At 70.3% G+C, this 13,625-nt stretch carries 13 protein-coding genes, 1 other RNA gene and 1 riboswitch; of the genes, 12 read left to right on the forward strand and 2 right to left on the reverse strand.

Going from position 1 to position 13,625, the window contains the following annotated elements; all coding sequences use genetic code 11:
* Positions 1-2: 2 nt before the first annotated feature.
* The 7 genes from cobG to CFE50_RS02215 all read left to right on the forward strand — a co-directional run bounded on the left by cobG (position 3) and on the right by CFE50_RS02215 (position 7,300).
* Positions 3-1,289 (forward strand): precorrin-3B synthase, encoded by a 1,287-nt coding sequence (gene cobG, locus CFE50_RS02185; protein WP_286730637.1) that lies wholly within the window; start codon positions 3-5, stop codon positions 1,287-1,289.
* Positions 1,282-1,908: a precorrin-8X methylmutase gene (locus tag CFE50_RS02190; RefSeq protein ID WP_017642945.1), complete on the forward strand. Its 627-nt coding sequence runs from the start codon at positions 1,282-1,284 to the stop codon at positions 1,906-1,908. The genes cobG and CFE50_RS02190 overlap by 8 nt, the downstream gene beginning before the upstream one ends.
* Positions 1,908-2,648, forward strand: a complete 741-nt coding sequence (locus tag CFE50_RS02195) for a precorrin-2 C(20)-methyltransferase (RefSeq protein WP_286730641.1) — start codon at positions 1,908-1,910, stop codon at positions 2,646-2,648. Before CFE50_RS02190 ends, CFE50_RS02195 begins: the two co-directional genes overlap by 1 nt.
* The gene (cobJ, locus tag CFE50_RS02200) at positions 2,636-4,306 is read left to right on the forward strand and encodes a precorrin-3B C(17)-methyltransferase (RefSeq protein ID WP_286730643.1); all 1,671 of its coding nucleotides are present in this window, start codon (positions 2,636-2,638) and stop codon (positions 4,304-4,306) included. Before CFE50_RS02195 ends, cobJ begins: the two co-directional genes overlap by 13 nt.
* Positions 4,307-4,322: 16 nt before the next feature.
* Positions 4,323-4,460: riboswitch (cobalamin riboswitch) on the forward strand.
* Between the two features lie 31 nt (positions 4,461-4,491).
* Positions 4,492-5,508, forward strand: a complete 1,017-nt coding sequence (locus CFE50_RS02205) for an ABC transporter substrate-binding protein (RefSeq protein WP_286730645.1) — start codon at positions 4,492-4,494, stop codon at positions 5,506-5,508.
* Positions 5,505-6,539 carry a FecCD family ABC transporter permease gene (locus CFE50_RS02210; RefSeq protein ID WP_017642949.1) on the forward strand — a complete coding sequence of 345 codons (1,035 nt, stop codon included), beginning with the start codon at positions 5,505-5,507 and terminating at the stop codon, positions 6,537-6,539. Before CFE50_RS02205 ends, CFE50_RS02210 begins: the two co-directional genes overlap by 4 nt.
* Positions 6,536-7,300 (forward strand): ABC transporter ATP-binding protein, encoded by a 765-nt coding sequence (locus CFE50_RS02215; RefSeq protein WP_241809741.1) that lies wholly within the window; start codon positions 6,536-6,538, stop codon positions 7,298-7,300. Before CFE50_RS02210 ends, CFE50_RS02215 begins: the two co-directional genes overlap by 4 nt.
* Here the strand turns inward: CFE50_RS02215 and CFE50_RS02220 are convergent.
* The gene (locus CFE50_RS02220; protein WP_197851196.1) at positions 7,285-7,803 is read right to left on the reverse strand and encodes an Mpo1 family 2-hydroxy fatty acid dioxygenase; all 519 of its coding nucleotides are present in this window, start codon (positions 7,801-7,803) and stop codon (positions 7,285-7,287) included. The genes CFE50_RS02215 and CFE50_RS02220 overlap by 16 nt on opposite strands.
* A gap of 143 nt (positions 7,804-7,946) precedes the next feature.
* Between CFE50_RS02220 and CFE50_RS02225 the strand changes: the two genes are divergently transcribed.
* The 5 genes from CFE50_RS02225 (at position 7,947) to CFE50_RS02245 (ending at position 13,526) form a co-directional block, all read left to right on the forward strand.
* Positions 7,947-8,801, forward strand: a complete 855-nt coding sequence (locus CFE50_RS02225; protein ID WP_068383265.1) for an IclR family transcriptional regulator domain-containing protein — start codon at positions 7,947-7,949, stop codon at positions 8,799-8,801.
* Between the two features lie 118 nt (positions 8,802-8,919).
* Positions 8,920-10,296, forward strand: a complete 1,377-nt coding sequence (gene pcaK / locus CFE50_RS02230; protein WP_286730649.1) for a 4-hydroxybenzoate transporter PcaK — start codon at positions 8,920-8,922, stop codon at positions 10,294-10,296.
* 358 nt (positions 10,297-10,654) lie between these two features.
* Complete coding sequence (locus CFE50_RS02235) at positions 10,655-11,677, forward strand: ABC transporter substrate-binding protein (protein ID WP_286730651.1); 1,023 nt, start codon at positions 10,655-10,657, stop codon at positions 11,675-11,677.
* Complete coding sequence (locus CFE50_RS02240) at positions 11,674-12,732, forward strand: FecCD family ABC transporter permease (RefSeq protein ID WP_027598797.1); 1,059 nt, start codon at positions 11,674-11,676, stop codon at positions 12,730-12,732. Before CFE50_RS02235 ends, CFE50_RS02240 begins: the two co-directional genes overlap by 4 nt.
* Positions 12,729-13,526: an ABC transporter ATP-binding protein gene (locus CFE50_RS02245; RefSeq protein WP_027598796.1), complete on the forward strand. Its 798-nt coding sequence runs from the start codon at positions 12,729-12,731 to the stop codon at positions 13,524-13,526. Before CFE50_RS02240 ends, CFE50_RS02245 begins: the two co-directional genes overlap by 4 nt.
* A gap of 19 nt (positions 13,527-13,545) precedes the next feature.
* On the opposite strand, the gene CFE50_RS02250 is transcribed toward CFE50_RS02245, so the two are convergent.
* Positions 13,546-13,621, reverse strand: a non-coding RNA gene (locus CFE50_RS02250) — sX9 sRNA.
* Between the last annotated feature and the right edge of the window lie 4 nt (positions 13,622-13,625).

A 13,625-nucleotide genomic window follows, 5' to 3' on the forward strand; every position in this document is an offset into this window, starting at 1 on the left:
CCGTGAATCCTCCGTCTCCTTCCGCCCTCGTCCCGCGGCCTTCGGCCTGTCCGGGACTGCTGCGCATCGTGCCCGCGCGCGATGGCGGCCTGTGCCGGGTGAAGTTGCCGGGGGGGCAGCTGACGGCAGGCCAGGCGCGGGCCATTGCCGCCGCCAGCGCGCGCTGGGCGAGCGGGGTTCTGGAGCTGACCAACAGGGCCAATCTGCAATTGCGGGGCGTGCATCCGGACGGCGCCGCTGCCCTGGTGGCCGCCTTGCAGGCCGCCGGTCTGGGTCCAGCCGATCCCGCCGCCGATGACGTGCGCAATCTGCTGCTCAGCCCGTCGGCGGGTCGTGATCCTCAGCAGCTGCGCGACGTCCGCCCCCTGGCCGCCGAGCTGCTCGCTCTCCTGGAAGGCGACCGCCGCCTGCATGGCCTGTCCGCCAAGTTCGCCCTGCAACTGGACGGCGGCGAAGCCCTGGCGCGGCTCGACCATCCCCACGATATCTGGCTGTCGGCCCGCGCCGAGGGCTATGTCCTTGGCCTGGCCGGTACCCCGCTGGACAGGCCGGTTGGGCTGATCGCCCCGGGCCAGGAGGTGGCGACCGTCGCCCGGTTGCTGCATCGCTTCCTCGACCTGGCCGGTCCCGAGCAGAGCCGCATGCGCCAGCTGCTGGCGCAGCGTCCGCTCGTGGAATTGCTGGCGGGGTTGGACCTGATGCCAGTGCCGCCCAGCCCGCGCGCGCCGGCCAACACCGCGCTGCGCCTGGGTAGCCGTCAGCAGCGCCAAGCCGGCTTCAACTGGATCGGCGCCCAGCCCGCCCTGGGCCGCCTGCCGGCAACGAGCCTGACTGCGGTCGCCGACCTGGCGGAACACCACGGCAATGGCGACCTGCACCTCACCCCCTGGCAAGGTCTGCTGCTGCCGGACGTACCGGTCGACCAGGCCCCCGAGCTGCTCGCCGCGCTGAAACGGCTAGACCTCACCACCGATCCCGCCGCGCCCCTGGCCCGGCTGGTCGCCTGTACCGGCAGCGCGGGCTGCGCCAAGGGCCAGGCCGACACCAAGGGCGATGCCCTGCGCCTGGCCGAGCGGCTGCCCGCGGGCGTCGAGGTGCACCTCTCCGGTTGCCCGCGCAGTTGCGCCCTGGCCGGACAGGCGCCCCACACCCTCTTGGCGGTGGCCCCCGGTCGCTATGACCTCTTCGTGCGCGACGCCACCCAGCCCGGTCCGGGCCGGCGGCGCGCCACCCATTTGTCCCTCGACGAGGCCGCCGCCTGGCTGGCCCGGAGTCCCAGTGATGCTTGAATACGAACGCGACGGCCAGGCGATCTATCGCCAATCCTTCGCCACCATCCGCGCCGAAGCCGATCTCTCGGCCATCCCCGCCGACCTGGAAAAGCTCGCCGTGCGGGTGATCCATGCCTGCGGCATGGTCGACGTGGTCCAGGACCTGGCCTTTTCCCCGGGCGCCGGGGCGGCTGGGCGCGCGGCCCTGGCGGCCGGCGCGCCCATCCTCTGCGATGCGCGCATGGTCGCCGAGGGCGTCACCCGTACCCGCTTGCCGGCCAATAATCAGGTGATCTGCACCCTCCACGACGAAGGCATCCGCGAACTGGCCGTGGCCCAGGGCAACACCCGCTCGGCGGTGGCCCTGGAGCGCTGGCGGCCGCATCTGGCCGGCAGCGTGGTGGTGATCGGCAATGCCCCCACCGCGCTGTTCTACCTGCTGGAAATGCTCGACGCCGGGGCGCCCAGGCCGGCGTTGATCCTCGGCATGCCGGTGGGCTTCGTCGGGGCCATGGAGTCCAAGGACGCCCTGGCCGCCGACAGCCGCGGCGTGCCCTATGTCATCGTCCGCGGCCGGCGGGGCGGCAGTGCCATGGCCGCCGCGGCGGTCAACGCCCTGGCCACGGAGGTGGAGTGATGGCGGGCCGCCTGCTCGGCCTGGGCGTCGGCCCCGGCGATCCGGAACTCATCACCCTCAAAGCCCTGCGCCTGCTGCAGGGCGCGCCGGTGGTGGCCTATTTCGTCGCCAAGGCCAAGGCCAACGCGGGCCAGGGCGGCAATGCCTATGGCGTCATCGAGGGCTATCTGCTGGACGGCCAGCAGCGCCTGCCGCTGGTCTATCCGGTGACCACCGAGAAGCTGGCGCCGCCGCTGTCCTACGAGACGGTGATCGCCGACTTCTACGACACCGCCGCCGCCCAGGTGGCCGACCATCTGGACGCCGGCCGGGACGTGGCGGTGATCTGCGAGGGCGATCCTTTCTTCTACGGCTCCTACATGTACCTGCACGACCGCCTGGCCGAACGCTACGAGGCTCAGGTGGTGCCGGGGGTCTGCTCCATGCTCGGCGGCGTGGCCATGCTCGGCCTGCCGCTGGTCTATCGCAACCAGACCCTGACGGTGCTCTCCGGGGTGCTCTCCGCGGAAGAGCTCAAGGCGCGCCTGACCAGCGCCGACGCCGCCGTGGTGATGAAGCTAGGGCGCAACTTCGAGAAGGTGCGCCAGGTGCTGCGTGAGCTGGGTCTGGACGACCGCGCCCGCTACATCGAGCGCGCCACCATGGACAATCAGCGCATCGTCGCGCTGGACGCCGTCGACCCCATGGCCTCGCCGTATTTCTCGCTGGTGGTGGTGCCGGGGGTGAAATGGAAGGGTTGAGCCCGGCCATCGTCATCCTCGGTCCCGGCGCCCTGGCCACCGCCCGCCGCTTGCAAGATGGCCTGCCGGGCAGTCTGGTACACGGCCTGGCCGGGCGGGTCGAGGGCGACGTCAGCTATACGAACTTTGGCGATCATCTGCGCGAGCTCTATAGGCAACAGCGCCCGCTGCTGGTGCTCTGCGCCGCCGGCATCGTCATCCGCAGCCTGGCGTCCTTGCTGGACGACAAGACCGCCGAGCCGCCGGTGCTGGCCGTGGCCGAAGACGGCAGCGCCGTGGTGCCGCTGCTGGGTGGCCTGGCCGGCGCCAATCGCCTGGCCCGTCAGCTGGGTACGCTGCTGAACGTGGCCCCGGCCATCACCACCAGTGGCGAACTGAGATTCGGCATCTGCCTGCTCGATCCGCCGGCCGGCTATGCCCTGGCCGACGTCGACGTGGCCAAGCACCGGGTGGCCGATCTGCTGGCCGGCGCCCCGGTACGTATCGAGGGCGAGGCGCCCTGGCTGGATGAGGTGCCCCTGGCCCGCGATCCCGCGGCGCGGCAGCGTATCCTGGTCTCGCCACTGGCCAGCGCTGACGATCACACCCTGCTGATCCATCCCCGCGCCGTGCTGGTGGCAGCACGCGCCGATGCCACCGCCACCGCCGTCACCGCGCTGCTCGCCAGCGCCGGCTATGCGCCGGGCGCCGTGGCGCTGCTGCTGGCGCGGGCGGAAGACATGGCCGCGCCCGGCCTCGCCGAGCTGAGCCAGACGCTGGCCGTACCCCTGAGATTCGTCGACGCCCGCACCCCGGACTTCGCCCGGGCGTCGGTGGCGCGGGCCCAGGCCCAGGGCCTCGCCCTGCACCTGCATGACCGGCCGCTGGACGCCGAGGACCTCGGCCAGCGCCGTGGGCGCCTCAGCGTGGTGGGCCTCGGCCCCGGCGCGGCGGAGCTCATGGCACCCGTGGTGCGCCGCGCCCTGGACCAGGCTCAGGACGTGCTCGGCTACGCCACCTACGTGCAGATGGCCGGTCCCTTGCGCCCGGATCAGCTGGCCCATGCCAGCGACAATCGCGAAGAATTGCAGCGCGCCCGCCACGCCTTCGAACTGGCCGCCAGCGGGCGCCAGGTGGTGATGGTGTCGTCTGGCGATCCGGGCGTCTTCGCCATGGCCGCCGCGGTGCTGGAGGTGCTGGAAGGCGCCGACGATCCGCGCTGGGCGGCGGTGGAGCTGGAGATCCTGCCGGGCATCACCGCGGCCATGGCCAGCGCCGCCCTGGCCGGCGCACCCCTGGGGCACGACTTCTGCCTGATCTCCCTGTCCGACAACCTCAAGCCCTGGGCGGTGATCGAGCAGCGCCTGCGCCAGGCCGCCGCGGCGGACCTGGCCATGGCCTTCTACAACCCCATCTCCAAGGCCCGGCCGCATCAGCTGGAGCGGGCGCTGGACGTCCTGCGCAGCTGCCGTCCGGCAAATACCCCGGTGATCCTCGGCCGCGACGTCGGTCGTCCGGGTGGCGGTCTCGAATACACCAGCCTCGGCGCGCTGCGCAGCGACATGGTGGATTCGCGCACCCTGGTGATCCTCGGCTCCAGCCATACCCGGCGTTTCAAGCGGGCCGATGGCGGTGAGTGGGTCTATACGCCGCGCTGGTACGATCCGGAATTGTTATAAAGTAACATTTAGTGCTTGAATCCCCGTCGCCGCTGGTTCACCCTCGGCGACCCTTTACATCCCTTGGTGGGAAGCCGGTGCAACTCCGGCGCGGTCGCGCCACTGTGAGCTTCGCGAGAAGCGAGCCAGACCTTGCCAGGGGACGTCAATTAGCTACCAGGGACGCGTCATCCCAAGGAGAGTCCATGTTTCGCCGTCTTCTGCCGCTGCTCGCCGCCGGCCTGCTGTGCGTTTCCCCCCTCGCCACCCAGGCGGCCACCGCCTATCCGCTGACCGTGCACAACTGCGGTCGTGAGCTGGTCTTCGAGCGCGCGCCCCAGCGCCTGGTCAGCCTTGGCCAGGCCAGCACCGAGTTGCTCCTGCGCCTGGGCGTGGGTGCGCGGCTGGTGGGCACCGGCGTCTGGTTCGGCGGCTTGCCTGCGGATCTGCAGGACGAGGGCAAGGGCATTCCGCGGCTGGCCGACAACGCGCCCAGCTTCGAGGCCGTGGTCGGCACCCGGCCGGACCTGGTGGCGGCCCAGTACACCTATCACGTCGGCCCTGGTGGCGAGGTGGCGGACTTCCCGCGCTTCGCCAAGCTGGGCATCGCCGCCTATGTGGCGCCCAGCGATTGCGAAGGCAAGGCGGTGACCGCCGATTCCAACAGCGACGGCAGCCGCAGCGCGCCCTTCGACATGCAGCTGGTGACCCGCGAAGCCCGGGAGCTGGCCGCCATCCTCGATGTGCAGCCGGCCGGCGAGCGCCTGGTCGCCGAGCTGGACCGCCGTATCGCCGCCGCGGGCGAGCAGGCCAAAGCCGCCGGGGTGCAGGGCCGCTCGGTGCTGTTCTGGTTTTCCAGTCCGCGGCTGGAAGGGGATCCCTGGGTCGCCGGCAACCTCGGGGCGCCGGCCTGGATCGCCCGGGCCCTGGGCCTGCGCAACGTGGTCGACAGCGCCGAGGAATGGCCGGCGGTGAGCTGGGAGCGCATCGCCAGTCTGGACCCTGACTATATCGTCGTGGCGCGCATGGACCGGCGGCTCTACCCGGCCGATGACGTGGACAAGAAGCTGGCCTTCCTGCGCAGCGATCCCCTGACCCGCGAATTGCGCGCGGTGCGCGAGAATCATCTGCTGGTGGTGGACGCCCCGACCCTCAATCCCTCGCTGCGGGTGGTGGACAGCGTCGAGACCCTGGCCGCCGACCTGGCCAAGCCGCAACCATGAGTCTGCCCCTGGCGGCCGAAGGCGCCCGGCCCTGGCGCTGGCTGCTGGGCCTGGCCGCGGTGCTGGCGCTGGCGGCGAGCGTGGTGCTGGCGGCGTCCTTCGGCGAGATGCCCATCGCGCCCCTGACCAGTCTGCAGGCCATCGCCAACGGCCTTGGCCTGGGGCCCTATCCGGTGGAGCGCATCGTCCAGGGCATCGTCTGGGAATACCGCCTCAGCCGTGCCCTGGTGGCCGCCTGCTGCGGTGCGGGCCTGGCGGTCTCGGGGGCCATCCTCCAGGCGCTGTTGCGCAACGCCCTGGCCGAACCCTATGTGCTGGGCCTGTCGGCCGGCGCCTCCACCGGCGCGGTGCTGGTAATGCTGCTGGGCGTCGGCGGCGGGGTGCTCGGCGTGTCCCTGGGCGCCTTTCTCGGCGCGGTGCTGGCCTTCGCCGTGGTGCTGCCCTTTCTCGGCAGCGGCGGCAGCACCCGCATCATCCTCGCCGGGGTGGCGGCTTCCCAGCTGTTCAATGCCCTGACCGCCTATATCGTCGCCACCGCGGCCAATGCCGAGCAGGCGCGCAGCGTGATGTTCTGGCTGCTCGGCAGTCTGGCCGGGGTGCGCTGGCCGGACGTCTGGCTGGCCGCCGGGGTGGTGCTCGCCGGGCTGCTGGTGTGCCTGGCCTGCGCCCGGGCGCTGGATGCCTTCGCCTTTGGCGAAGACGCCGCCGCCAGCCTCGGGGTGGCGGTGGGACCGCTGCGCCTGCTGCTGCTGGCCGTCACCGGCCTGATCACCGCCTGCCTGGTCAGCCTGGTGGGCGCGGTGGGCTTCGTCGGCCTGGTGATCCCGCATGTGGCGCGCTTCCTGGTCGGTCCGGGGCATGGTCGACTGCTGCCCACCTGCGCCCTGATCGGCGCCCTGTTCATGGTGCTGGCCGACATCGTCGCCCGCACCCTGGTGGCCAAGCAGACCCTGCCCATCGGCGTGGTCACCGCCCTGGTCGGCGCCCCGGCCTTCGCCTTCATCCTCTATCGCGCACGGGAGGTCCGATGAGCCTCGCCGCGCGCGACGTGGCCTGGAGCGCCGGCGGCCAGCCGATCCTCGCCGGGGTGACCCTCGCGGTGCCGCCCGGTGGGGTGCTCGGACTGCTCGGCCCCAATGGCTCGGGCAAGTCCAGCCTGCTGCGGCTGCTGGCCGGGCTGCGGCGGCCGGAGGAGGGTAGGGTCAGTCTCGACGCGACGCCGCTGGCCGAGCTGCGCCGGCGCGACCTGGCGCGCCGGGTCGCCCTGGTGGAGCAGCAGGCCGGTACCGAGGCCGATCTCTCGGTGGCCGAGGTGGTGCGCCTGGGGCGCACGCCCCATCGCGGTCTGCTCGACGCCTGGAGCGCGCGCGACGCCGAGGTCTGCCAGCGCGCCCTGGCCCAGGTCGGTCTGGTCGACAAGGCGGCACGGCGCTGGCACAGCCTCTCCGGCGGCGAGCGCCAGCGCGCCCAGATCGCCCGCGCTCTGGCCCAGGAGCCCAGCGAACTGCTGCTGGACGAGCCCACCAACCACCTCGATATCCAGCACCAGCTGGAGATCCTCGACCTGGTCCGCCGCCTGCCGGCGACCTGCGTGCTGGCCATCCACGATCTCAACCTGGCCGCGCTGTTCTGCGATCGGCTGGCGGTGCTGCGCGACGGCCGCCTGGTCGCCGAAGGCGCTCCCGGCGAGGTGCTGACGGCCGAGTTGATCCAGCAGGTCTGGGGGGTGAGGGCGCAGGTGACGCTGGACGGTCCCGACGGTCGGCCGTCGATCCGCTATCGACTGGGCTGACGGCGCCGCACCGGGCCGGCCCGTTCTTCGATCGCCTGCCTGAGCTGCTGGCGACCGCCCAGCCAGAAGACGGCTTCGGTGGCGATGAACAGCGGACCGATGGCCAGGCCGGCCAGGTCGTCGAGAAAGGCCGGCTTGCGCCCCTCGTAGTGGTGACCGACGAACTGGATGGCCCAGCCGACCAGGAACAGACCCAGCCCCCAGGCCAGCCAGACGCCGGTGGTCTGGGCCGCCAGCGCGGCACCTAGCCAGAGGGCGAGCGCGAGCAGGACGCTCATCAGCAGCCCCAACGGCCGATCCAGGCGCAGATAGAAGAGCGCCACCGTACCGGCCACCAGCACCGCGGGTGACAGCGGCCAGCCGGCCAGGCTGAAGACCGGTCGGGACAGCAGGATGGCCACCGCCAGCACGATCAGCAGGATGCCGGGGAAGTGGCTGGCGATATTGCGCGGATCGCGGTGGTAGCTCGCGTACTGGCTGAGATGATCTTCCAGGGTCTTCATCGACAGGCATCCAGGCGGCTGGGCGGGAAGCCTCAGCATGCACCTGGATGCCCCTGCGCGTCTGCGGGTGTCGGCAGAAATGCGATTGCGATAATCGCCCCCTCGCTCGATAATCGATCAAAAGCCTGCCGAGGATAGGGTCGATGGACGATAACCGCACCGCTCACGCCACCGGCCTGCCGCCACTGGCCGCGCCGCCGATCATCGCCTCGCCGGCCAAGCGCATCGAAGCCTTTACCGGCGACCCGAATTTCATGACCTCCCTGGCCCGCGGCCTGGCGGTCATCCACGCCTTCCAGGAGCGCAAGCGCCAGCTGACCATCGCCCAGATCAGCCATCGCACCGAGATCCCCCGCGCCGCGGTGCGTCGCTGCCTGCACACCTTGATGAAGCTGGGCTACGTCACCACCGACGGGCGCACCTATTCGCTGCTGCCCAAGGTGCTGACCCTGGGGCACGCCTATCTGTCGTCGACGCCGCTGGCGGTCACCGCCCAGCCGGTGCTTGATCGCCTCAGCGAGCAACTGCACGAGGCCTGCTCCATGGCCACCCTGGAAGGCGACGAGATTCTCTACATCGCCCGTTCCGCCACGCCGCAGCGGCTGATCTCGGTGGACCTCAGCGTCGGCAGCCGGCTGCCGGCCTATTGCACCTCCATGGGCCGCATCCTGCTCGCCGCCCTGGACGATGCCGCCCTGCACGACTACCTGGAACACGCCGACCTGCAGGCCAAGACCAGCCGTACCCTCTATCAGCCGCCGGCGCTCATCGAGTGTCTGGGCCAGGTGCGCCAGCAGGGCTACGTCATCGTCGACCAGGAGCTGGAAGTGGGGCTGAGATCCCTGGCGGTGCCCCTGAGAGACGCCGCCGGCCAGGTGCTGGCAGCGCTCAACGTCGGCACCCACGCCAGCCGGGTCAGTCGCCAGGAGCTGGAGACGCGCTTCCTGCCGGTGCTCCTGGCGGCCAGCCAGGAATTGAGCACCCGGCTGTTTCACTAGCGATTCCGGTCGATTATCGGCCATATCGCCGATAATCGAATTGTCAGCTGTCTGGGGTTGGGCTTAACGTCGGCGCAGTGGCGCAACACGCCGATAACAACAACACGAGCAGACCACCATGACGCACACCCTCGCGGGCGCCGTGCCCCTGGCCGATTCCTCGGCCACGGCGACAGCCGGCACCCTGGACGTCCAGCAGTTCATCAATCGCCAGGCGCTGTCCGCCTACCAGTGGCGCATCGTCGCCCTGTGCTTTCTCATCGTCTTTCTCGATGGCCTCGACACCGCGGCCATGGGCTTCATCGCTCCGGCGCTGTCGGTGGAGTGGGGCATCCCGCGGGCCAGCCTGGGGCCGGTGATGAGCGCCGCGCTGGGCGGCATGGTCTTTGGCGCCCTGGGTTCCGGGCCGCTGGCCGATCGCTTCGGTCGCAAGGGCGTGCTGGTGGTCGCCACCTTCATCTTTGGCGGCTTCAGCCTGCTGTCGGCCTTCAGCGGCAACCTCGAGCAGCTGGTGATCCTGAGATTCCTCACCGGCCTGGGCCTGGGCGCGGCCATGCCCAACGCCACCACGCTGCTCTCGGAATACACCCCCGAGCGTCTCAAGTCGCTGCTGGTGACCAGCATGTTCTGCGGCTTCAACCTGGGCATGGCCGGCGGCGGCTTCGTTTCGGCCTGGATGATTCCGGCCTACGGCTGGCACAGCCTGCTGGTGCTGGGCGGCGTGCTGCCCCTGGCGCTGGCCGTGGTGCTGCTGCTCTGGCTGCCGGAGTCGGCGCGCTACCTGGTGGTGCACGGCAAGAGCGCCGAGCGCATCCGCCGGGTGCTGGCGCCCATCGGCCGCGAAGCCGCCGAGGCGCGGCACTTCGTGGTGCCCGAGCAGCAGTCGGTCAAGACCGGCAACGTCTTCGCGGTGATCTTCAACCGCAACTACAGCGCCGGCACCCTGCTGCTGTGGCTGACCTATTTCATGGGCCTGGTGATCGTCTACCTGCTCACCAGCTGGTTGCCGACGCTGATGCGCGACGCCGGCGCCAGCCTGGAACAGGCCGCCCTGATCGGCGCGCTGTTCCAGTTCGGCGGGGTGCTCAGCGCGGTGTTCGTCGGCTGGGCCATGGACAGATTCAATCCGCACAAGGTGATCGGCCTGTTCTATGTCCTGGCCGGCGTCTTCGCCTACTGCGTCGGCCAGAGCCTGGGCCAGGTCGCCCTGGTCGCCACCCTGGTGCTGGTGGCCGGCATGTGCATCAATGGCGCCCAGTCGGCCATGCCCTCGCTGGCGGCTCGCTACTACCCGACCCATGGCCGCGCCACCGGGGTGTCCTGGATGCTTGGCATCGGCCGCTTCGGCGCCATCACCGGCGCCTGGATGGGCGCGACCCTGCTGGGCCTGGGCTGGACCTTCACCCAGGTGCTCACCGCGCTGCTCCTGCCGGCGGGTCTCGCGGCCCTGGCCGTGCTGATCAAGGGGGTGGTCAGTCACGCCGACGCGACCTGAGAGCCCGCTCCTAATCTGCTGCGCGTCGGCCAAGCTGCGTTGAAAAGGCCCTGGGTCGCCAGCCCGGTCGGAATGCTCATTGACCGTGGCTAACTCCGCTTCCTAGGGCCTTCGCCTTGTTTAGCTCTAGCTCGCGAGATTATAAGCGGGCTCTGGGAGCGTGGCGGGCGCTAGGCGCAGGCGCTGCCACCGCGTAAAGTTGCACCCTTTGCATGCGCCGCAGGCACCCGTCTAGAGCGGGTACAGACGTCCAAGGGGTTCCATGAAAGGTTTCGCTTGCAGCGGGCAGTGGGCTGTCCGGCTGGTAACGCTTATCGCTTGCTTTCTGATTGCGCCGGCCTTTGCCGAGACGCGGCAGGTGACCGACGTCCTCGGGCGCACGGTGACCATCGAGGCACCCGCCAAGCGGGTGGTGCTGGGCTTCCACTATGGCGACTACCTGGCGGTCGGTGGCGAGCAGGCCTTCGACGCCGTGGTCGGTGTCTCCCGCGGCGCCTGGGAGCGCAAGGTGCCGGCCAACTGGGCGCTCAACGTCGCCCACCGGCCCTCCCTGGCCAGCCTTCCCGATGTGGGCGAGACGGAAAACAACAGCTTCTCCGTGGAAAAGGTCCTCGCCCTCAAGCCGGATCTGGTGGTCTTGGCCGCCTGGCAATTCCAGGCGCTGGACAGCGAGGTCAAGCGCCTGGAACAGCTCGGCATCCCGGTGGTGGCGATCGACTACAACGCCCAGACCCTGGAGCGTCACCTGGCGTCCACCCGCCTGCTTGGGGTGATCACCGGCCAGGAGGCGCGCGCCACCGAGCTGGCCGACTTCTACGCCAAGGTGGTGCAGGACATCCAGACCCGCATCGCGGCGGCTCATCGCCCGAAACCGCGGGTCTATGCCGAGTTCGGCAACAAGGGCCCGGCCGAATACTCCTTCACCTATGGCCGCAACATGTGGGGCGCCATGGTCACCCTGGCCGGTGGCGACAACATCGCCGCGCCCTTCATCCAGTGGTGGGGGGTGATGAATCCGGAGCAGGTGCTCCTGGCCCAGCCGGAGGTCATCTTCATCTCCGGGCGCGAGGACAACAGCAATCCCACCGCCTTGCCCATGGGCCCCGGCGTCACCGCCGATGACGCCCGCAGCCACCTGCGCGCCTTCATGCAGCGACCGGGCTGGGCCAATCTGCCGGCGATCCGCGACGGGCGCCTCTATGGCGTCTACCAGGGCGCCTCGCGCAGCCTGGAAGACTTCGCCATGCTGCAATTCATCGCCAAGCAGCTCTATCCGGATCTGTTCCAGGACGTGGATCCGATGGCCAACTACCGCGAGTACTACCGCCGCTATATGCCGATCCAACCCGAGGGCACCTTCGCCCTAGGCCTGACGCCATGAGCGAGGCCGCGAACGCCAGCCACGGCAACGCCATCGCCGAGCAGCGCGCCCGCGAACGCCGCCGCTGGCGCGCCTGCGGGGTGTTTTTGCTGCTGACCCTGGCGGGTCTGGTGCTGGACATCGCCACCGGGCCGTCGCTGCTCTCGCCGCTGGAGGTGCTCAAGTCGCTGACCGGGCTCGGCGAGCGGCAGCCGATGACCGACGCCATCGTCCGCGACCTGCGCCTGCCGGTGGCGCTGATGGCGCTAGCGGTGGGCGCCGCCCTCGGCGCGGGCGGGGCGCAGATGCAGACGCTGCTCAACAACCCCATGGCCAGTCCCTACACTCTGGGCATGGCGGCCGCCGCCGGCTGTGGCGCCGCCCTCAGCCTGGCACTGGGCAGCTTCGGCCTGGGCGCGCTGATCGGCGTGCCGCTGGGGGCCTTCGCCTTCGCCATGCTGGCGGCGCTGTTTCTCTTCGCCCTGGCCTCGCTCAAGCGCACCGGCAGCGACACCATCATCCTCGGCGGCATCGCCCTGCTGTTCCTCTTCCAGTCGCTGCTGTCGCTGGTGCAATTCCTCTCCTCGCCAGAGCTGTCCCAGCAGATCCTCTTCTGGCTGTTCGGCAGCCTCGGTCGCGCCACCTGGACCACCCTGGCCATCGTCGCCGGGGTGACCCTGCTGTGCTGTCTCCTGCTCCTGCGCGATGCCTGGAAGCTGGCCGCGCTGCGGCTGGGCGAGGCACGGGCCGAGAGCCTCGGCGTGAATATCCGCCGGCTGCGCCTCAAGGTGCTGATCCTGGTGGCGGTGATGACCGCCACGGCCACCAGCTTCGTCGGGGTGATCGGCTTCGTCGGCCTGGTCGCGCCCCATATCGCCCGTTGGCAGGTGGGCGAGGATCAGCGCTTCCTGCTGCCACTGTCGGCCATCTGCGGCGCCCTGATGCTGTCCTTCGCCTCGGTGCTGTCCAAGTCGATCCTGCCCGGGGCGCTGTTTCCGGTGGGCATCGTCACCGCCATCGTCGGGGTGCCCTTTCTGCTCTGGCTCATCTTCGCCCCCCGCAGGTCCAGCCCATGATCCGCCTCCAGGACCTCGCGCTGAAGCGCGGTGATCGTACCGTCATCTCCGGACTCTGCACCGAGCTGCACGCGGGGCAGGTGCATGTGATCCTCGGCCCTAACGGCACCGGCAAGACCACCCTGCTACGCGCCCTGGCCGGTGACCTGCCGCTGGCGGCCGGCCGGATCGAGCGCGGCGCCAGGCGGTTGGTGGCGGGGGCTTCACTGCGTGGTCAGCGGGACGGCTGGCGCCAGGGCGTGGCCTACATGCCCCAGGATTCCCATGCCGAGGCGGCGCTGTCGGTGCTGGAGACGGTGGCCATGGGCAGCCTGGAACGGCTGACCCTGCACCTGGACGATGAGCTGCTGGAACGGGCGCTGGGCAAGCTCGACGAGGTGGGCATCGGCCACCTGGCCTCGCGCCAGCTGGGCGCCCTCAGTGGCGGGCAGCGACAACTGGTGTTCTTTGCCCAGGTGCTGATGCGCGAACCCGAGGTGATGCTGCTGGACGAACCGGTCAGCGCCCTGGATCTGCGGCATCAGATCAACCTGCTCGATCGCGTGCGCCACGAGACCCGGCTGCACCAGCGGGTGACCGTGGTGGTGCTGCACGACCTCAATCTGGCCTGCCAGTACGCCGATTCGCTGCTGGTGCTGGTCAACGGTGGCCTGCTGGCCGCCGGCCGACCCGCTGCCATCGTTACCGCCGACCTGCTGGAAGCGACCTACGGCGTGGCGGTGGACATCCTCCACGACCGCCAGGGCCGCCCGGTGGTGCAGCCGCTGACCGGTCAGGCCTTCAGCGAGGCCTGACTCCAGAGAGCCGTAAAGCGGCTAACAAAACGTAGCGAGCGGCTGTCAGGCGGGTGCGCGCGGCGCGCAGGAGCCGCAGTGTACAAGTGGTACATGAGG

The organism is Pseudomonas sp. PGPPP4, from assembly GCF_002256045.1.
GTDB classification, from domain to species: Bacteria; Pseudomonadota; Gammaproteobacteria; order Pseudomonadales; family Pseudomonadaceae; genus Chryseomonas; species Chryseomonas oryzihabitans.